Origin of the sequence: Burkholderia humptydooensis (genome assembly GCF_001513745.1) — a bacterium.
GTDB lineage: Bacteria > Pseudomonadota > Gammaproteobacteria > Burkholderiales > Burkholderiaceae > Burkholderia > Burkholderia humptydooensis.
The window spans coordinates 256,457-274,721 of sequence record NZ_CP013382.1 but is presented as its reverse complement, the minus strand read 5'-3'; the positions used below and the strand labels follow the sequence as shown (position 1 = coordinate 274,721).

14 protein-coding genes are annotated in these 18,265 nt (G+C 67.1%); 8 read left to right on the top strand and 6 right to left on the bottom strand.

Annotated features, from left to right (window positions below; genetic code table 11):
- Positions 1 to 2 precede the first annotated feature (2 nt).
- The 3 genes from AQ610_RS20610 to AQ610_RS20600 all read left to right on the top strand — a co-directional run bounded on the left by AQ610_RS20610 (position 3) and on the right by AQ610_RS20600 (position 4,953).
- Positions 3 to 2,966 carry a salicylate synthase gene (locus AQ610_RS20610; protein WP_006029111.1) on the top strand — a complete coding sequence of 988 codons (2,964 nt, stop codon included), beginning with the start codon at positions 3 to 5 and terminating at the stop codon, positions 2,964 to 2,966.
- A 150-nt stretch (positions 2,967 to 3,116) separates the two neighbouring features.
- Entirely contained in the window at positions 3,117 to 3,509 is a 393-nt protein-coding gene (locus AQ610_RS20605) for a VOC family protein (protein ID WP_006029112.1), read from the top strand.
- A gap of 148 nt (positions 3,510 to 3,657) precedes the next feature.
- Positions 3,658 to 4,953 carry an O-acetylhomoserine aminocarboxypropyltransferase/cysteine synthase family protein gene (locus AQ610_RS20600; RefSeq protein ID WP_006029113.1) on the top strand — a complete coding sequence of 432 codons (1,296 nt, stop codon included), beginning with the start codon at positions 3,658 to 3,660 and terminating at the stop codon, positions 4,951 to 4,953.
- A 178-nt stretch (positions 4,954 to 5,131) separates the two neighbouring features.
- Here AQ610_RS20600 and AQ610_RS20595 read toward each other — a convergent pair whose 3' ends face one another.
- On the bottom strand, positions 5,132 to 5,980 hold the full coding sequence (locus AQ610_RS20595; RefSeq protein ID WP_009915970.1) for an ureidoglycolate lyase: 849 nt from the start codon (positions 5,978 to 5,980) through the stop codon (positions 5,132 to 5,134).
- Between the two features lie 557 nt (positions 5,981 to 6,537).
- Between AQ610_RS20595 and AQ610_RS20590 the strand changes: the two genes are divergently transcribed.
- The 3 genes from AQ610_RS20590 to AQ610_RS20580 all read left to right on the top strand — a co-directional run bounded on the left by AQ610_RS20590 (position 6,538) and on the right by AQ610_RS20580 (position 9,518).
- Positions 6,538 to 7,362 (top strand): IclR family transcriptional regulator, encoded by an 825-nt coding sequence (locus tag AQ610_RS20590; protein ID WP_006029115.1) that lies wholly within the window; start codon positions 6,538 to 6,540, stop codon positions 7,360 to 7,362.
- Positions 7,363 to 7,431: 69 nt separating this feature from the next.
- The gene (iaaH, locus tag AQ610_RS20585; RefSeq protein ID WP_006029116.1) at positions 7,432 to 8,835 is read left to right on the top strand and encodes an indoleacetamide hydrolase; all 1,404 of its coding nucleotides are present in this window, start codon (positions 7,432 to 7,434) and stop codon (positions 8,833 to 8,835) included.
- Between the two features lie 131 nt (positions 8,836 to 8,966).
- A complete protein-coding gene (locus tag AQ610_RS20580; RefSeq protein ID WP_041861977.1) occupies positions 8,967 to 9,518 on the top strand; it encodes a hypothetical protein in 552 nt (183 codons plus the stop codon).
- 443 nt (positions 9,519 to 9,961) lie between these two features.
- On the opposite strand, the gene AQ610_RS20575 is transcribed toward AQ610_RS20580, so the two are convergent.
- Complete coding sequence (locus tag AQ610_RS20575; RefSeq protein ID WP_006029118.1) at positions 9,962 to 12,325, bottom strand: bifunctional acetate--CoA ligase family protein/GNAT family N-acetyltransferase; 2,364 nt, start codon at positions 12,323 to 12,325, stop codon at positions 9,962 to 9,964.
- A gap of 253 nt (positions 12,326 to 12,578) precedes the next feature.
- On the opposite strand from AQ610_RS20575, the gene AQ610_RS36270 reads away from it, so the two are divergent.
- Positions 12,579 to 13,250: a hypothetical protein gene (locus AQ610_RS36270; protein WP_156436733.1), complete on the top strand. Its 672-nt coding sequence runs from the start codon at positions 12,579 to 12,581 to the stop codon at positions 13,248 to 13,250.
- Positions 13,251 to 13,597: 347 nt separating this feature from the next.
- Here the strand turns inward: AQ610_RS36270 and AQ610_RS20570 are convergent, their stop codons facing one another.
- The 4 genes from AQ610_RS20570 to AQ610_RS20560 all read right to left on the bottom strand — a co-directional run bounded on the left by AQ610_RS20570 (position 13,598) and on the right by AQ610_RS20560 (position 16,562).
- Positions 13,598 to 13,888, bottom strand: coding sequence for an H-NS histone family protein (locus tag AQ610_RS20570; RefSeq protein WP_006029119.1), 291 nt, complete (start codon positions 13,886 to 13,888; stop codon positions 13,598 to 13,600).
- 102 nt (positions 13,889 to 13,990) lie between these two features.
- Positions 13,991 to 14,290: a hypothetical protein gene (locus tag AQ610_RS37520; protein ID WP_231749088.1), complete on the bottom strand. Its 300-nt coding sequence runs from the start codon at positions 14,288 to 14,290 to the stop codon at positions 13,991 to 13,993.
- A gap of 55 nt (positions 14,291 to 14,345) precedes the next feature.
- The gene (locus tag AQ610_RS20565; protein ID WP_231749040.1) at positions 14,346 to 14,930 is read right to left on the bottom strand and encodes a BON domain-containing protein; all 585 of its coding nucleotides are present in this window, start codon (positions 14,928 to 14,930) and stop codon (positions 14,346 to 14,348) included.
- 78 nt (positions 14,931 to 15,008) lie between these two features.
- On the bottom strand, positions 15,009 to 16,562 hold the full coding sequence (locus AQ610_RS20560; protein WP_006029122.1) for a sigma-54 interaction domain-containing protein: 1,554 nt from the start codon (positions 16,560 to 16,562) through the stop codon (positions 15,009 to 15,011).
- Between the two features lie 286 nt (positions 16,563 to 16,848).
- Here AQ610_RS20560 and AQ610_RS20555 point away from each other — a divergent pair, with 286 nt between their 5' ends.
- Entirely contained in the window at positions 16,849 to 18,252 is a 1,404-nt protein-coding gene (locus AQ610_RS20555; RefSeq protein WP_009915973.1) for a GntP family permease, read from the top strand.
- The last annotated feature ends 13 nt before the right edge of the window (positions 18,253 to 18,265 follow it).

Sequence of the window (18,265 nt, the reverse complement as noted above, 5' to 3'; positions counted from 1 at the left end):
TCATGGAAACTCTTCTTCATCCGAATCCGAACGAAACGGCCGACGCCGTGGCCGCCGAACCCGACATCTCGTCCGCCGCGCTGCCGCTCGGCGAACATCTGCGCCGCTGGGCGGCCGACCACGCGACGCGCACCGCGCTCGTCGCCGGCGGCGAACGCGTGCCGTTCGTCGCGCTCGATCACCGGGTCGATCGGCTCGCGGCCGCACTGCACGAGCTGGGCCTGCGCCCCGGCGACCGGGCGATGGTGCAGTTGCCGAACGGCATCGCGTTCGTCACCGTCTGCTTCGCGCTGTTCCGTCTCGGCGTGGTACCCGTACTCGCGATGCCGACCCAACGCTCGCACGACATCGACGCGCTCTGCCGCATCGCCGAGCCCAGCGCTTATTTCATCGCGGACGGAACGGCCGGCTTCGACGCCCGATCGCTCGCCGCCGACATGCTCGACGCGCATCCGTCGCTGCGCTGGATCGTCGTCGACGGCGAGCCCGGCCGTCGCGACAATGACGACGATGCCGACGAGCGCGTCGTGCCGCTCGCGTCGCTCGACGCGCCGCCGCGCGCACTGACGCCGCCCGCGCCGAACGACGTCGCGCTGCTGCTCCTGTCGGGCGGCACGACCGGCACGCCGAAGCTGATTCCGCGCACGCACGCGGACTACGCGTACAACTTCAGCGCGTCGGCCGCACTCTGCGGGCTCGACGATACGAGCGTCTATCTGGCGGTGCTGCCCGCCGCGCACAACTTCACGCTCGCATGCCCCGGCATACTCGGCACGCTCGCGAGCGGCGGCGCGGTCGTGTTGTCCGACACGGCGAGCTGCGACGAAGCGATGCCGCTGATCGCACGCGAGCGGGTCACGCACGTCGCGCTCGTGCCGCCGCTCGCGCAGCTCTGGGCGCAAGCGCGCGAATGGGAACGCAGCGATCTGTCGAGCCTGCGGCTCGTCCAGGTCGGCGGCGCGCGGCTGGACCCGGCGCTCGCGCGCCGCCTGCCCGACGTGCTCGGCTGCCGTCTGCAGCAGGTATTCGGGATGGCTGAAGGACTGCTGTGCTACACGCGGCTCGACGATCCGCCCGACACGATCGCGCATACGCAGGGGCGGCCGCTGTCGCCGCGCGACGAAGTCCGCATCGTCGATGCGCACGGCCGCGACGTCGCCGCCGGCGACGTCGGCGAGCTGCTGACTCGCGGGCCGTACACGATCCGAGGCTACTACCGCGCGCCGGAGCACAACGCGCGCAGCTTCACGGGCGACGGCTACTACCGCACGGGCGATCTCGTGCGCCGCGACGCGGCCGGCAATCTGATCGTCGAAGGGCGCATCAAAGAGCAGATCAATCGCGGCGGCGAAAAGATCTCCGCCGCGGAAATCGAGCTGCTGATCGACGCGTTGCCGGACGTGCAGGACTCGGCCGTCGTCGCGGTTCCCGACGCGCTGCTCGGCGAACGCATCTGCGCATTCGTGCGGCCGCAACGCGACGCGCTCGATGCGGCGACGCTCAAGCAGGCGCTGCGCGCACGCGGGCTCAGCGAATTCAAGCTGCCGGATCAGATCGAAATCGCCGCGCATTGGCCGTTGACGTCGGTCGGCAAGATCGACAAGCAACGCTTGATCGCGATCGCCAAGGCGCGTGACGCCGCCCCGGCGCGACGCTACGTCGAACGCCACCTGAGCGTGCGAAGCGAACCGCTCGATCTGGCGTCGCGCATCATGCGCGCATTGCCGAGCCGGCACTGCACGCTCTACGAGCGCGGCGGCGAATGGAGCATCGGCATCGATTCGGCGCTGAGCGTGATCGTCGAGCCGGACGGAACGGTGCGCCGCAGCGACGGCGCAAGCTGGCGCGACGCGCAGCCGTGCGACGCGATCGCACACGCGCTCGCGGACGTGCGGATCGACGCTTGGCGCGCATACGGGCGCGCCCATTTCGAGTTTTCTCATCTGACGTACGGCATCGACGGCGCGCGCGGCGACGAGCCGTTGCTGCGGCTCGCGATTCCGCAAAGCGAGATTCGCGTATCGAGCGGCCGCGCGCTGATCCGCAGCCTGGACCCCGGCGCGCTCGCGACGCTCGCCGAATTGGTCGACGCGCAGGACGCCGCGCAGCAGACCGAGCCCGGCGCGCGTCTCGAAACAATCGACGGCGAACGCGACGCGCGCGCGTACAAGGAGCAGGTCGCGTCCGCGGTGCGCGAAATGCAGGCCGACGCGTACCAGAAAGTGATCCTGTCGCGCGCGGTCGAGGTTCCTGCGTCGCTCGACACGGTGTCGAGCTACGTCGCGGGCCGGCGGACGAACACGCCGGCGCGTTCGTTCCTGCTCCGCGACGGCGATTTCGAAGCATACGGCTTCAGCCCCGAAACGGTGGTCGAAGTGAGCGCCGACGGCTTCGTCAGCACGCAACCGCTCGCCGGCACGCGCGCATTGACGGGCGACGACGCCGAAGACGCGCGTTTGCGGCGCGAACTGCTGCGGGATGCGAAGGAAATCGCCGAACACGCGGTGTCGGTGCAACTGGCGATGGACGAAATGTCGTCGATCTGCGACGCCGATACGCTCGGCGTCAGCGAATTCATGAACGTCTATCGGCGCGGCACCGTCCAGCATCTAGCATCGCGCGTGCGCGGGCGGCTCGCGGCGGGCCGGCACGCATGGCATGCGTTCGAAAAGCTGTTTCCCGCCGTCACCGCTTCGGGCATTCCGAAACGCGAGGCGCTCGACAGCATTCGACGCCACGAGCAGCGCTTGCGCGGCTTGTACAGCGGCTGCGTATTCGTCGTCGACAGCGAAGGCGCGATGGATGCCGCGCTCGTGCTGCGCTCCGTGTATCGGGACGGCGAACGCTGCTGGCTGCAAGCCGGTGCGGGGCTCGTTCCGCTGTCGACGCCCGATCGCGAATGGACGGAGACTTGCGAAAAGCTCGCTTCGGTCGCGCGTCATTTGCAGGGGCGGGCGGGCGACTAGGCGCGGAAGCCGCGGGGCGGGGCGGCGTAGCATGGCGTGGCGGAAGCGTCCATGAAGCCGCGCCGCGCCGGCCATTCGACGCGCCCCATCACATCGCCCCTCGACACGCGCTAGAATGGCCGCTCCGGTTCCCTCCCCCGACCGCCCGCCATGCCCGTCACCGGCCTCGATCACTACAACCTCCGCGCGCCTCGTCCGCTCCTCGACACGCTGCGCGATTTCTACGTGAACGCGGTCGGCTTGCGGCCCGGCGATCGCCCGCCGTTCCGGAGCCACGGCTATTGGCTGTATGCCGGCGCGCGAGCGGTGCTGCATCTGTCGGAAGCCGGGCCGGGCGAATCGCGTGCGCCAAATGTCACGAACACGTTCGACCATGTCGCGTTCTCCTGCAGCGATCTGCCGGGAACGATTGCCCGTCTGAAGCAATTCGGCATCCGATACACGAGCGCCGACGTGCCGTTGACGCGTCAGCATCAATTGTTCTTCGACGACCCGGCGGGAAACGGCGTCGAATTGAATTTCATGGCGGACGCCGACGGCTAACCGCCCATCGTCCGCACGCCTGCGCGCACCGCCCCGGCACTTGTCTTGTCCGCGAATAAGCTTGTCACCAAACAAGCTAAAAGCGCGCGACCGCGACTCCTATAATCGGCCGACACCTTGACACAAGCAGACCGATCGGAGACCCATCATGACCGAACCCGCATCCGCCGACTGGCGCCTCGAAACCCTCGCCGTGCACGGCGGCTATCGCCCCGACCCGACGACGCGCGCCGCCGCGGTGCCGATCTATCAGACAGTCGCGTTCGCGTTCGACGACACGCAGCACGGCGCGGACCTGTTCGATCTGAAAGTCCAGGGCAACATCTATTCGCGGATCATGAATCCGACCAACGACGTGCTCGAACAGCGCGTCGCGGCGCTCGAAGGCGGCGTCGGCGCGCTGGCGCTCGCATCGGGCCAGGCGGGGGTCACCTATTCGATCCTGACGATCGCCGAGGCGGGCGACAACATCGTGTCGTCGAGCACGCTGTACGGCGGCACCTACAACCTCTTCGCGCATACGCTGCCGCAATACGGGATCTCGACACGCTTCGCCAATCCGCGCGATCCCGCCGCGTTCGAAGCGCTGATCGATTCGCGCACGAAGGCGATCTTCGCGGAATCGGTCGGCAATCCGCTCGGCAACATCACCGACATCGCCGCGCTCGCCGACGTCGCGCATCGCCACGGCCTGCCGCTCATCGTCGACAACACGGTGCCGACGCCTTACCTGCTGCGTCCGTTCGAGCACGGCGCGGACATCGTCGTCCATTCGCTGACGAAGTATCTCGGCGGGCACGGCACGAGCCTGGGCGGCGCGATCGTCGATTCGGGCAAGTTCCCGTGGGCGAAGCACGCCGACCGCTTCAGGCGGCTGAACGAGCCGGACGTCAGCTATCACGGCGTCGTCTACACCGAAGCGTTCGGCGACGCCGCGTATATCGGCCGCGCGCGCGTCGTCCCGCTGCGCAACACCGGCGCGGCGCTCTCGCCGTTCAACGCGTTCCAGATCCTGCAAGGCATCGAGACGCTCGCGCTGCGCATCGACCGCATCAGCGAGAACGCGCTGAGGATCGCGCAGCATCTCGCGGGGCACGAGAAGGTCGAATGGGTCGATTATTCCGGCTTGCCGAATCATCCGGATCACGCGCTCGTCGACCGCTATCTGTCGGGCCGCGCGCCGGGCATCCTCACGTTCGGCGTGAAGGGCGGGCGCGCGGGCGGCGCCGCGTTCCAGGATGCGCTGAAGCTCTTCACGCGGCTCGTCAACATCGGCGACGCGAAGTCGCTCGCGACGCATCCCGCTTCGACGACGCATCGTCAGCTATCGCCGGAAGAGCTCGCGAAGGCGGGCGTGAAGGAAGAGACGGTGCGGCTGTCGATCGGCATCGAGCACATCGACGATCTGCTCGCCGATCTCGATCAGGCGCTGGCGAAGGCGTGAACGACATCTTGATCGAACGCCCGCGCGTTCGATCAAGACGCGCGACACAACGCGCGCAACAGCGACGATCGACGCCTCGTCGCACACACGCCGTCCGCCACGCGAAGCAGCGAACGAGGCCGTGCAACGCGAACCGCTGCCGGCACATCGGCTGCCGCACGCCGGCCGCGCCGCCACGTCACGCCGCCGCGCGCGTCGTCTGCCGCTGCTCGCCCAGGCCCGCCACCCCGCAGCGCACCGTCTGCCCCGGCTTCAGATAGACGGGCGACGGCTTCACGCCCATCCCGACGCCGGGCGGCGTGCCGGTCGAAATCACGTCGCCGGGCTGCAGGCTCATGCAACGCGACAGATACGCGATCAACTGCGCGACGGTGAACACCATCGTGCGCGTATTGCCGTTCTGATAGCGCCGGCCGTCCACGTCGAGCCACAGGTCGAGCGCCTGCGGATCGGCGATTTCGTCGCGCGTGACGAGCCACGGGCCGATCGGCCCGAACGTGTCGAAGCCCTTGCCCTTGTCCCACTGGCCGCCGCGTTCGATCTGCCATTCGCGCTCGGACACGTCGTTGACGACGCAATAGCCGGCGACGTGCGACAGCGCGTCGGCCTCGTCGACGTTCTTGCACGCGCGGCCGATCACGACGCCCAGCTCGACTTCCCAGTCGGTCTTCACCGATCCGCGCGGAATCTCGATGCCGTCGTGCGGGCCGCTCACCGCGCTCGTCCACTTGCCGAACACGACGGGCTCGGTCGGCACCGCGAGACCCGCCTCCGCCGCGTGGTCCGCGTAGTTCAGGCCGATGCAGACGAACTTGCCGATCCGGCCGACGCACGCGCCGGTCCGCGGCTCGCCCGCGACGAGCGGCAGCGACGCGGGATCGACGGCAGCGAGCCGCGCGAGGCTCGCGTCCGACAGCGCGTCGCCCGCGACGTCGTCGATCAGCGACGACAGATCGCGGATGCGGCCGGCCGCGTCGAGCAACCCGGGCTTTTCGTGGCCCACGGGGCCGTAACGAAGCAGTTTCATGACAGGCGACCTCTTCAGTTCAGGACAGACGAGCCTCCGCCGCACTCGATCGAGCCGGCGCGACGGCGCCGGGCGCGGGCCCGTTGCGCAATTTGTACCATCCGCCGCGCGCGATGAGACGCTGCGTCGCGGATAACGACTATTGGAGCAGACGCTGGCGACGCGCGGGTTCGCCGGCACTTGCCGCCGCCGCGCCGGGACTCGCCGAGGTCCATCAGCGCATGCCTCCCGCGCGTCACCGCGCGCGTCCGCGCAACGACGTCCGTGACAAACGCCCGCTTCCAGCCACGCGAGCGCACCGGCCTGCTCGATCACGCCGTTTTTTCCCGACCGCTCCGACGCATACTTTGACCGCATCGATACGCAGTCGACCGCCTTCTATTCAACAATTGTCAACAAAATTGGTATTGATTTCACATTCGTTGATTATCATTGCTATTGGAGCAGTGACTTAATTTACATACGAACCAACGATCCATCGGTGCACTCGGCGCAGCCGCGAAACACGCGCCGCCCCGGGCGTTCGACGCATCGTGTCCCAGACAATCGATCCACCGATGAAACCCAGGAAAGACCTGCCCGCCGGCGCCGCGCAAGAACCGCAGGATTGCGAAGAAGTCGGGCGCTATCGCGCGCCCGCGCTCGACAAGGGGCTCGATATCCTTGAGCTCCTCGCCGAGCAGAAGGAAGGCCTCACGCGCACCGAGATCACGAAAGAGCTCGGCCGCAATGCGAGCGAGATCTACCGGATGCTGGAGCGGCTCGTCGCGCGCCAATACGTGATCCGCTCGCCGGGCGGCGACCGCTACACGCTGAGCCTGAAGCTCTACTCGCTCGCCCACCGCCATCCGCCGCTCAAGCGGCTGATCGCCGAGGCGCTGCCGCCGATGCAGCGCTTCGCCGACGCGGCCGAGCAATCGTGCCACCTGTGCGTGTACGACCGGGGCAACCTGCTCGTGATCGCACAGGTCGACGGGCCGGGCCCGTGGGGCATCTCGGTGCGGCTCGGTTCGCGCGTCGGGCTCGTCGACACCGCGTCGGGCCCCGTGTTGCTCGCGTTCCAGACGCCCGAGCAACGCACGCAGATGCTCGCCGAGCATACGAAGGTGGAGGGCGAAATCGCGCTCGACATGCACGAGCTCGACGCGCTGCTGCGCGAGATCCGCACGACCGGCTGGCTCAGGCGGGAAAGCCGCCAGGCATTCGGCGTCACCGACATCGCGTATCCGGTTCTCGGGCCGTCCGGCCACGCGATCGCCGCACTCACGTGCCCGTACGTCCGCCGGATCGACGCGCACGTCGCGCCGCGCGTCGACGACGTCGACGCGCAACTGCGCGCGACGGCCAGACATCTTTCGATGCTGAAGGAGGCGGCCGCGTAACGTTCCCGATCCGACCGAAACGATGACGCGCGCCGCACGTCGCGGCGTGCTGCACAAGGAGACAGACCAATGACGTCGCATCGAAAAACCTGCGTCCGGCCCGCGAGCGTGCGGGCAGTCGCGAATGCCGTGAACGGCGGACGAGCGCGCGCGCTCGAGCACGCCGAGGCGGCGCTCGAACGCCTCGCGCTCGCCGAGCCGCTCGCGGCAATGACGCACGTCACGCCGGAGATCGCGCGCCAGGCCGCCGCCCGCATCGACGCGCAGATCGCGGGCGGCCGCAGGCTGCCGCTCGCGGGCGTGCCGTTCGTCATCAAGGACAACCTCTTCACAGCCGACATGCCGACGCACGCGGCGAGCCCCGCGCTGCTCGGCTTCAGCGCGACGCGCAATGCGACGGCCGTCCAGCAGTTGCTCGACGCGGGCGCCGTGCCGCTAGGCAAGGCGAACATGCACGAGCTCGCGTTCGGCATCACGAGCGCGAACGGCCACTTCGGCGCGGTCCGCAATCCGCACGACCCGGCGCGAATCGCGGGCGGCTCGAGCGGCGGCACGGCATGCGCGGTTGCGGCGGGCATTCCGTTCGGTCTCGGCACCGACACGGGCGGCTCGGTGCGGATCCCGGCCGCATTCTGCGGCGTCGCCGGCCTGCGGCCGACGCCGCGCCGCTACTCGACGGAAGGCGTGCTCGCGCTATCGCCGACGCGCGATACAGTCGGCCCCATCGCGCACTGCATCGACGATCTGCTGCTGCTCGACGCCGTGCTGACGGGCGATGCCACCGAGCCCGCGCCGGTCGCGCTCGCCGGATTGCGGATCGGCGTGCCGGATGCGCCCTACTTCGATGGACTCGATCTGGCCGTCGCGGAGCTGACCGAGCGCGCGCTCGCCGCGCTGACGGACGCGGGCGCGCGGCTGATCCCGCTCGCCGCCCGCGCGCTGCACGAAGCGGACGAAGCTTGCGGCTTCCCGATCGGCGGGTTCGAGGCGCTCGCGTACTGGCAGCGCTTCAGCGCCGAGCGGCTCGCTCTGCCGTTCGCGGAGTTCGTCGCCCGGCTCGGCAGCGACGATGTACGGCACATTTTCCGCATGCTGATCGACGCGCCGCCGTCGAGCGATGTGTATGCGGCCGCGATGGACGTGCTGCAAAGCAGCGTGCGCTGGTACGACCAGGCGTTCCATCGAACAGGCGTCGATTGCATCGCTCTGCCGACCGTTCAATGCGAAGCGCCGCTCGTCGCCGACAGCGGGCACGATCTTCCTTCCGACGCCGCCTACGCGCTGTTCGCGCGCGTGATCCGTCAGACCGGGCCGGCGACGCTCGGCGGCGTGCCGTCGGTATCGATTCCGGCGGGCGTGTCGAAACACACCGGCGTGCCCGTGGGCTTGATGCTCGAAGGGCCGGCGGGCAACGACCGACGCCTGCTCGCGATCGCGCGCGAGGTCGAGCAACTGCTCGCGCATGCGCCGTGACGCGCGCGGGCGCTCGCCCGGCACTTGTCCGGCGCGTGCTGTGTGCCGAATCGGCTGCGCGCGCGGCGCTACGCTAAAATAGCGCCCCCTTCAAAACACCGCCTGCCGTCTTCGCCGATGGCGGGCGCCTCATGGATGTCATGGCCAAACTTCTGACCGATCTCGAATTCCAACGTTTCTCCGAACTTCAGCAGAAGCAGGCAAGCTTCACGATCACGCCTGAAGAGGCCGACGAGTTGCGCGACATCGTCGCGCGCGCGCAGAAGAAGCGCGACGATCGCGCATCCGCGATGCGGGCGATCGAAGCGTACATCGCGCAATTCGACATCACGCCCGACGAGCTCTTCTCTCCCGAGCAGATCGGCGAAGCCGCGCGCACGTACGGCCTGATCGCGGCGGGCAAGAAGGAGCGCTCGCTGCCGCCTTCCCTGACGTTCAACGGCAAGCCGTACCAATGGACGAAGACGCTGCCGGACGAAGTGCGGCTGCCGCTCTTCGACGCGTTCAAGGCGGGCGAATCGATCAAGCGCTTCATTGCGATGCCGAAGGACACCGCGCGCTGCGCGCTGACGGTGGCGCGTCTCGAACGCGAGACGGGCGCGGTCTACGCGGACACGCTGCTCGACGAGCTCGCGATCTCGCGCAAGCATGTGGACGAGGCTGCGGTGAAGCTCGCTGCGTGATTCGGTTCGCGAGGCGGATTCGGGTTCGCGGGCGGTGAGGCGGTGTATTGTCAGGTCGGCGGGTCGGCTGGCACATGTTTGCAGGTGCCAACCGATGCGTCGACACCCCGATGCGATCGGCGACAAGCCACGCGCGCTGCGTTTCGTTCCGCCCGGCCGCCTCCCGAAGACGCTCACCTTCGCCCGAATTCGTTTCCCGTAAAACCTCACCGTCCGGAATCGGCGGTGATGGCACCGATGGCGGCGATGATCGTCAGGATGTCAAAACCGTTGCCAGCAGTCAGCGATGTTGACGCCTTCAACGCTTTCCGCAATCTCCGAAGCGCCGGCGACACACCGCGCATCGGATTTCGAATTGCCCGCCCCATCGCCCCCGCACCACGGCGACTGCCAGCCCCTTGCGCCGATCACACGCGTCCGACGCCCGATGCCGCGGCGGCGTCTCATGGCTGCAACTTCAACCTGAACGCGACCACCCCCGGTTCCTCGGTCGACGACACCATGAAACCACTGTCTTTCGCGAGCGAGATCATCGCCGCATTCTCACGCAGCGCCTCGCCGACCATCCACGCGGTTCCGCGCGAGCGCGCGTATTCGATGATGCGCGTCATCAGCATTCGCCCAAGCCCCTTGCCCTTTTGATCAGGCCGCACCGCGATCGCGAACTCCGTCGCTTCGTTGTCCGGATCGGTCACTGCCCGCACCGCGCCGAGCGTATGCGCGCGGCCGTCGGCATCGTCGAGCGTCGCGATCAGCGCCATCTCTCGGTCGTAATCGATTTGCGTCATCCGCGCGATCTGCGAATGGTCGAAGTTGCGTATCGCCCCGAAGAAACGCATCCGTAAATCGTCCGGTGTCATCGCGCTCAGCAACTCGCGATGCGCGGCCTCGTCCTCGGGGCGAATCGGACGCACCGTGATGCGCTCTCCACGCCAGTCGAGCTTCTGCTCGAGATAGCGCGGATATGGAACGATCGCGAGCCGGCTGCGCCCCGTCGCGAGCCCGATGTGCGGCCCGAACGCGACGACGCGCGCGGGACGCACGCGCAGCACGAGCGACATCTCGACGATTTCGCGCACCTCGCACACTGCCTGCGAAAGCGCGGTCAGTGCGTGCAGCAGCGGCTCGGGCGGCGCGCGGCGCGCATACGGCGACCGCGCGACGACCGCGCGCGCGAGCACGGTATTGAAAGGCGGCAGCCCGTAGACGACGAACGGCGCGGAAACGCCGTCCGCCGGCGGCACCGAATAGCGGAATACCGGCCCGAAGTTCTGGTCGTCGTACATCCCGACCGTGATGTCGACGATCGTATCGCCGACGTCGACGTCCGCATCGGTTGCGCGCTCGATGCCGAAGCCGGCCAGCCATTCGAGCGCCGCCTCGCCTTCGAACGCGTCGCGCCCCTGTGCGAGCGCTGCGCGCGCCGCGTGCTGCGCAGCCGAGATCGACGCCGGCGGTTGCGGCGGCGTGCCCTCCGGCGTCTGCATCAACAGTTCTCGGCCCAGTTGATAATCGACGAGGCGCGCATGCGCGCGCGCGAGACGCTGCGGCGTCGTATATACGGGGATGCCGTGCTCGTGCAATGCGTCGCGCGTCGCGGCATCGACGCCGCCGAAGAAGCACGCGAGCATGCCGCGACGCGCGAACTTGCGCGATTCGATCAGCACGCGCGCAACGTCGCCGACAGGCGCGCTATGCGACGTCGCATGAACCACGAACACGGCGCCTGTCGGCGGATGCTGCGCGAGCGCCTTCAGCGCCGCGCCGAAATATTCGGGACGCGCGTCGTCGCCGAGCAGCAACGGATTGCCGGCGACGATTCCCGCGGGCAGCGCGCCACCGACCTCGTCGACGGCCGCCTGCGGCCATTGCGCAAGCGTCTCTCCCGCCGCCGCGAGCGCATCGACGGCCAGCTTCGCGACACCCCTGTCGCTCGTCACGAGCGTCGCCGCGCCGCTCGCCGCGGCTGTCCGACCGACGCCGAGCGTCTCGATCTCGTCGAGGAGATCGTCGAGCGCGTCGACGCGCACCATCCCCGCGCGCTGAAACGCGGCCGTATAGAGCAGATCGCCCGAATCGCCGCGCCCTGCGCGCAACGCAAGCACCGGCTTGTTGCGCGCCGCCGCGCGCGCGGCCGACATGAACTTGCGCGCAGACTTCACCGTGTCGAGCTCGAGCAGGATCGCACGCGTCGCGGCATCGCTCGCGAGGTAGTCGAGCACATCGGCCGCGTCGACGTCCGCTTCGCCGCCGAGCGCGACCGCATGAGAAAAGCCGAGCCCGCGCGCATGCGCCCATCCGAGCACCGCGTTCGTCAGCGCATTCGATTGCGACACCCACGCGACGCCGCCCGCCTTGACGATGCATGCCGGCGCGCCGAAATGCGCGTTCAGCGCGGGCGACACGACGCCCAGGCTGCCCGGCCCGACGAGGCGTAGCAGATACGGCTTCGCCGCGGCGAGCGCCCGTTCGAGCGCGACCTGATCGGCGCTCGAACGGGCTTCGCCGACGATGATCGCCGCACGAACGCCCAGGCCGCCCAGCTTGCGCACGATGCCGGGCCACGTCGCGGGCGGCGTGCACACGAGTGCGACCGACGGCGCGCTCGGCAACTGGTCGACATATGGGTAAACCTTGTGGCCGTTCAGTTCGCCGTACTTCGGGTTGACGGGCCAGATCGCCCCGCCGAACCGGCCGTCGAGCACGCACGCCCAAACCATCGCGCCGACGCTGCCCGGGCGCGGCGAAGCGCCGACGACGGCAACGGATGTCGGATGGAACAACGCATCGAGATTGCGAACGGTCACGGCGACTCCGCTGAAAGGATTGAGCGACGGCGATCGAAGCGCGGCCCTGCCGGACCGAGCCCGAGTGCCCATAGGATAGGCGAAGCGTCGAGCGCCGCCTATATGCCGTTCGGCCGAATCGCCGAGTCGCGCAAGCATCGGCATCATCGACGCAAACACTTCGCCGCCACCGAGCAAGGCGCTTCCCGAGGCCGGTTGCGGCACCCGCTTCCGGAAACGGCTCGCGCGTCGCTATCAAGTCCCGCGGATCGGAATGTCTCGCTGCGCAACATTCAAAGCCCGATTCATCCGTTTTGAAACGACCGCCTCGAAAATTCGATCCATCCGGATCAAACGTCGGCAACGCCGGGCCGACAAATTTGATGCATTGCCGAATAGCGGACAATCGCCGCGCAATCAATCGAACGGCGCGGCCCGCCATTCGATTGGGATCGAATTCAACGTTCAATTCCACCGCGCGGTCGCGGTCAAATACGAAGACAACGGAGCCGCCTGTCGCGCGCGTCGAGCGAACCTGCGATCGCGGCCGCGCGACGACGCGCCGCTTGCGATCCGCCTACAGCCGCGCTTTACGACGAATGCAAAATGCGCGAGCCGGCATTGCAAGTGGCCGGGAAACGCTTTTCCGGCGGACAACGGTCGTTTTTCATTCGTGCCGGCTGCCGTGCGGCTCGTTTCGATTGCCGCTCGAATGAGAAGGCCATCCCGGAAATGTCGCCTACGCGGCCTCCCGCCGTCCAAATGCGTTGTCCATTTCCGCCTGCCGATTGGCGAATCAGAACAGACGAATGGCGTTGTCTCGCCTTATCGGCATGTCGCCGCTTCTCCCGTGCTGCGGTTGAAACGCGCGCCGTCGCCCGGATCGAATGCGAAACGGCATGCCGAAAGCGCCGGTATGACACTCGCTTCGCACCGTCAAAGGTGAGCGTTTCCGGGAGCCAAGGTGAGGATGTTCGGGATTGGATATTGAGCCGCGGCGAAATCGCAAAGCGAAACCGACAAAACCGCAAACGGCATCCCGGATGTACGAGGCGGCGTGAAACATCTTTATCGATTCGACAAGTTCGAATCGACAATCAAATCACGCAATATCCGGCTAAACACATGGGTTTCATCGCCGAATCGACACGTAACCCTCTGCGTCGCGAAATCTCACGGGCGCCGTGAAACACCGTGGAGCAAACAATCCTGTGGCCGAAAACAAAACGGCGCGAATGGCAGACTTGCCGCTCGCACCGTCGTTCAAGGCGCCAAAGGTGAGGCTTTTCGGGATCAGTCCTTGATCAGGAAGCGGTTGCGGTTCTTGCCGAGCCACGCCGGCGCGCGGCCGCGGCCGCTCCAGGTCTCGCCCGTTTTCGGATTGAGGTACTTCGGCGGCAGCACGCGCTTCGGCTTCGCCGCCGCCTTGATGCTTCTGAACCCCAGCTCTTCCGGCGTGATGTCGTATTCCTCGATCTTCGCCTTGATGTCGGCAATGGCGTCCGCGATCGCTTTTTCGCGTTCCTTGTCGATTTTCTGCTGAAGTTTTTCGAGCTGTGCGGTCAGTTGCCTATAGGTCGCCATATGGATGAAGCTCCGTCTCGTTATTTATAGATGGAAGTATATGAATCAATTCAGGATCAATCGAACATTTTTCGCATTGCTTTCATATCCCGCAAGCGGTGCTCAGAAGCCATTTCCAGCCTTGCATGCAAAGAGAAGGTTTCGCACGCCGTTATCGACCGATTGCCTGATCGTATCGAAATCGCCGCCGCAAATGCCGCGCGCATTCTGAATGCAGGTGTCCCAAGCACCGCCTTCCGGACACTGGACCATCGTGGTCGCGCGTCCGTCCGACGTAAACAGCGGTGCGCTTCCCCCGCAGCCAGAAAGCCCCGCTATTAAAGCAATCAAAAATCCCGTCCGCAAGAACGCGCCGCATTGCCCCGGCGCTGGCGCACCCGTCTGTTTCATAAATCTGCCTATCGCTCCGCTTTCTTCTTGGACGACGCGAGTATATGCCAACGCACGCCGCAAAGGGTCAATCGGGCGCAACGAGTGTCTTGTAGGGCGCACGCCCGTGCGGATTGTCGGTAAGCCGAATGAATACTTGCTCGACGTCCGGCAGCGCCTCGAGCCGTCGCCGCAGCGCGTCGCGATCGAAGGATGCGCTCGCGCATCCTTCGGCATAAACGAAGCGGCGCTGAATCGTGATCCAGATGCTCGTGCCGGCCAATGCCTGACCGCTGTCGGCAAATCGCTTTTTCAGCTCTTCGGCAATCGGCTTGTCATATAAATAGGAATTCGGTTTGCTGCAGCGATGCGCGAGCCAGCAAGTCGTTCCTCGCTCGACGCGGTAATGCGCGTCATCCTCCATTTGCGCGCGCGTCATCAACGGACCAAGCGGCATCGGACATTCGGCAATCGAATTCGACAATGCAAAAAAAGGATCGTCGTACCAATTGCGTCGCTCGATCAAGGCGGGCGATGCAGACGACACAGGCGACGCGGGCAATATAGGCAATACGGGCAATACCGGCGACACAACCGACGTCGCATCCTGCGCAAACGCATGCGCGGCGACGGCGAACGCCACGCACGATACGGCGGACCCGATGCGCTTCATCGCGAGCCTCCTGCGAATGCGCCCGCTCATGCGCGAGCATCGATACGTTCGCTGCGAATGCGTCCCGCGCGTTGCCCGTTACGTATCGATGCCGAGCGACGCGAGCTTCTTGTAGAACGTCGCGCGCCCGATGCCGATGCGCGCGGCCGCTTCCGTCACCTTGCCGTTGGATGCGGCGAGCGCGTCGCTCAGGAACTGGCGCTCCCATGCGGCGAACGCGTCCGCATAGGACGAAGCCGTCGCGCGCGAGTCAGGCACGGCCGTCGGCGCCGCGACCGCGACCAAGCCGGCACCACCCGCACTACCCGCACCAACTGCACCGCCCGCCCCCGTCCCAACGCCGGCACCCGCCCCCGCGCCGCGCGCCGGGCCGATGAACGGCGCAAGCGCGCGTGCATCGATCAACGCGCGATCGGACAGCATCAGCGCCCGCTCGAGCGTGTTGCGCAGTTCGCGCACGTTGCCGGGCCACGGATACGCGCACAGCAGGCGCAGCGCGTCGTCGGTCAGTTCGCAGTGCTCGGCAAGTCCGTGCTGCGCGGCGAGTTCCTCGAGCATCGTATAGACGAGCGCCTCGATGTCCGATGCGCGCTCGCGCAGCGGCGGCGCATGGATCGTCAGCACGTTCAGCCGGTAATAGAGATCCGCGCGAAAGCGTCCTTCGGCGACGAGCGCCGGCAGTTCGGCCGATGTCGCCGCGATGATCCGCACGTTCGCGCGCACGATCCGGTTAGAGCCGACGGGCTCGAACTCCTTGTCCTGCAGCACGCGCAGCAGCTTGCCCTGCAGCGGCAGCGGCATGTCGCCGATTTCGTCGAGAAAGAGCGTGCCGCCGTCGGCCAGCTCGAACTTGCCCACGCGCCCCTTGCGATCCGCGCCCGTGTACGCGCCCGGTGCCGCGCCGAAGAACTCGGTTTCGAGCAGCGCATCGGGAATCGCCGCGACGTTGACGGTCACGAGCGGCTTCAGCGCACGCGCGGACGCCGCATGGATCGCATGCGCGAGCAATTCCTTGCCGGTGCCCGTCTCGCCGAGCAGCAGCACGGGCGAATCGACCTGCGCGGCGCGCCGCCCCTGCCGCTTCGTCTCGAGGCTCACCGCGCTCGTGCCGACGAAGCTCGCGAACGTGTATTTCGCCCGCCGCGCCTGCGCAAGCGAGCGCTGCGTCGCGATCAGCTCCTGCTGAACCTGAATGTAGCGGGAAAAGAGCGGCGTCAGCGTCTTCAGTTCGTCGAACAGCGCGAAGCCGATCGCGCCGACGGTTTCGCCCGCGTCATCCGTCAGCGGCAGGCGCGTGACGACGAGCGGCTCGCGGCCCGTCTCCATGATGTCGAGCAGGATCGGGCGGCCGGTCGCGACCACCTCGCGCATCAGGCTGTGCGGAATCACGGCTTCGCAATCGCGGCCGATCGCCTGCTGCGGATCGGCGAACCCGAAGCGCGCCGCATAGCGCTGGTTGATCCAGACGACGCGCGCATCCTTGTCGACGATCAGCGTGCCGACGCTCGAATGCTCGAAGGTCTTGAACAGGGACTCCGCCGCGCGCCGCAGCACGTCGCCGTAATCGGCGGGCAGCCGGACCCAGCCGCCCGAAATCTGTGCATTCGTCTCCACTTTTTCTTTCTTGTCCACAAGGCGAGACGGATTATCTCATGTGCGAGACATCCGGCAAATGCCCGTCATAAAAGGCCCGATCCCGAATCGGCGAGCATCGCGCGCGGCTTTCGTCTACACAAAGAGACGTTTTCTGTAGAATCGGACGCAGCCGGCGCGCCCATCGCCGCGCGCTGCCTTTCACGTGGCCGGCCGCGCCCGGCCGCACTGCGGATGGCACGAATCCTGCGGCAACGCGTGCCGCAGCGTCGCGCCGTCCCCCGGCGCGCCCGAGCGCACAACAACCAAGATTTAGGAGACTCTCTTGTCATTCGTGATCGTCCTCGCCGCGCTGGCGTTCCTGATGTTCGCCGCCTACCGCGGCTACAGCGTGATCCTGTTCGCGCCCGTCGCCGCGCTCGGCGCGGTGCTGCTGACCGACCCCGCCGCCGTCGCCCCCGTCTTCTCCGGCATCTTCATGGAAAAGATGGTCGGCTTCGTGAAGCTCTACTTCCCGGTTTTCCTGCTCGGCGCCGTGTTCGGCAAGGTGATCGAGCTGTCCGGCTTCTCCGAGGCGATCGTGGCCGCCGCGATCCGCTACATCGGCCGATCGCGCGCGAATGCAGTGATCGTCGCGGTGTGCGCGCTGCTCACCTATGGCGGCGTGTCGCTGTTCGTCGTCGTGTTCGCCGTCTATCCGTTCGCGGCCGAGCTCTATCGTCAGAGCAACATTCCGAAGCGCCTGATGCCGGGCGCGATCGCGCTCGGCGCGTTCTCGTTCACGATGGATTCGCTGCCGGGCACGCCGCAGATCCAGAACATCATCCCGACGACGTTCTTCAAGACCACCGCGTGGGCCGCGCCCGCGCTCGGCACGATCGGGTCGGTCTTCATCATCGTCGTCGGCCTGTCGTATCTCGAATGGCGTCGCCGCTCGGCGCTCGCGCGCGGCGAAGGCTACGGCACGTCGCTCGTCAACGAGCCGGAGCGCGTCGAGACGAAGTCGCTGCCGAATCCGCTCCTCGCGGTGTCGCCGCTCGTGCTCGTCGGCGTCGCGAACTTCGCGCTGACGAAACTGATTCCAGTGTGGTACGGCGGCGCGTCCTACACGGTGCCGCCCGACGTGCTGCCGGGCGTCCACACGCCGGTCACGACGCCGATCAAGACGGTCGTCGCGATCTGGTCGGTCGAGGCGGCGCTGCTGCTCGGCATCCTGCTCGTCGTCATCACCGCGTTCAAGCGCGTGCACGAGCGTTTTGCGACCGGCACCAAGGCCGCCGTCGGCGGCGCGCTGCTCGCCGCGATGAACACCGCGTCCGAATACGGCTTCGGCGGCGTGATCGCCGCGCTGCCGGGCTTCATCGTCGTGGGCGACGCGCTGAAGAACATTCCGAATCCGCTCGTCAACGCGGCGGTGTCGGTCAGCTCGCTCGCAGGGATCACGGGCTCCGCGTCGGGCGGAATGAGCATCGCGCTCGCGGCGATGTCCGATCTCTTCATCAAGGGCGCGCAGGCCGCGCAGATTCCGATGGACGTGCTGCACCGGGTCGTCGCGATGGCAAGCGGCGGCATGGACACGCTGCCGCACAACGGCGCGGTGATCACGCTGCTCGCGGTGACGGGTCTCACGCACCGCGAATCGTACCGGGACATCTTCGCCGTGACCGTCATCAAGACGCTCGCCGTGTTCTTCGTGATCGCCGTCTATTATCTGACGGGACTCGTCTGATCCGGCGGCGGGC

Coding starts and splice junctions, on each gene's coding strand:
- AQ610_RS20610 (WP_006029111.1), top strand. CDS start 3: ATGGAAACTCTTCTTCATCCGAATCCGAACGAAACGGCCGACGCCGTG.
- AQ610_RS20605 (WP_006029112.1), top strand. CDS start 3,117: ATGCCCGTCACCGGCCTCGATCACTACAACCTCCGCGCGCCTCGTCCG.
- AQ610_RS20600 (WP_006029113.1), top strand. CDS start 3,658: ATGACCGAACCCGCATCCGCCGACTGGCGCCTCGAAACCCTCGCCGTG.
- AQ610_RS20595 (WP_009915970.1), bottom strand. CDS start 5,980: ATGAAACTGCTTCGTTACGGCCCCGTGGGCCACGAAAAGCCCGGGTTG.
- AQ610_RS20590 (WP_006029115.1), top strand. CDS start 6,538: ATGAAACCCAGGAAAGACCTGCCCGCCGGCGCCGCGCAAGAACCGCAG.
- iaaH (WP_006029116.1), top strand. CDS start 7,432: ATGACGTCGCATCGAAAAACCTGCGTCCGGCCCGCGAGCGTGCGGGCA.
- AQ610_RS20580 (WP_041861977.1), top strand. CDS start 8,967: ATGGATGTCATGGCCAAACTTCTGACCGATCTCGAATTCCAACGTTTC.
- AQ610_RS36270 (WP_156436733.1), top strand. CDS start 12,579: ATGTCTCGCTGCGCAACATTCAAAGCCCGATTCATCCGTTTTGAAACG.
- AQ610_RS20570 (WP_006029119.1), bottom strand. CDS start 13,888: ATGGCGACCTATAGGCAACTGACCGCACAGCTCGAAAAACTTCAGCAG.
- AQ610_RS20565 (WP_231749040.1), bottom strand. CDS start 14,930: ATGAAGCGCATCGGGTCCGCCGTATCGTGCGTGGCGTTCGCCGTCGCC.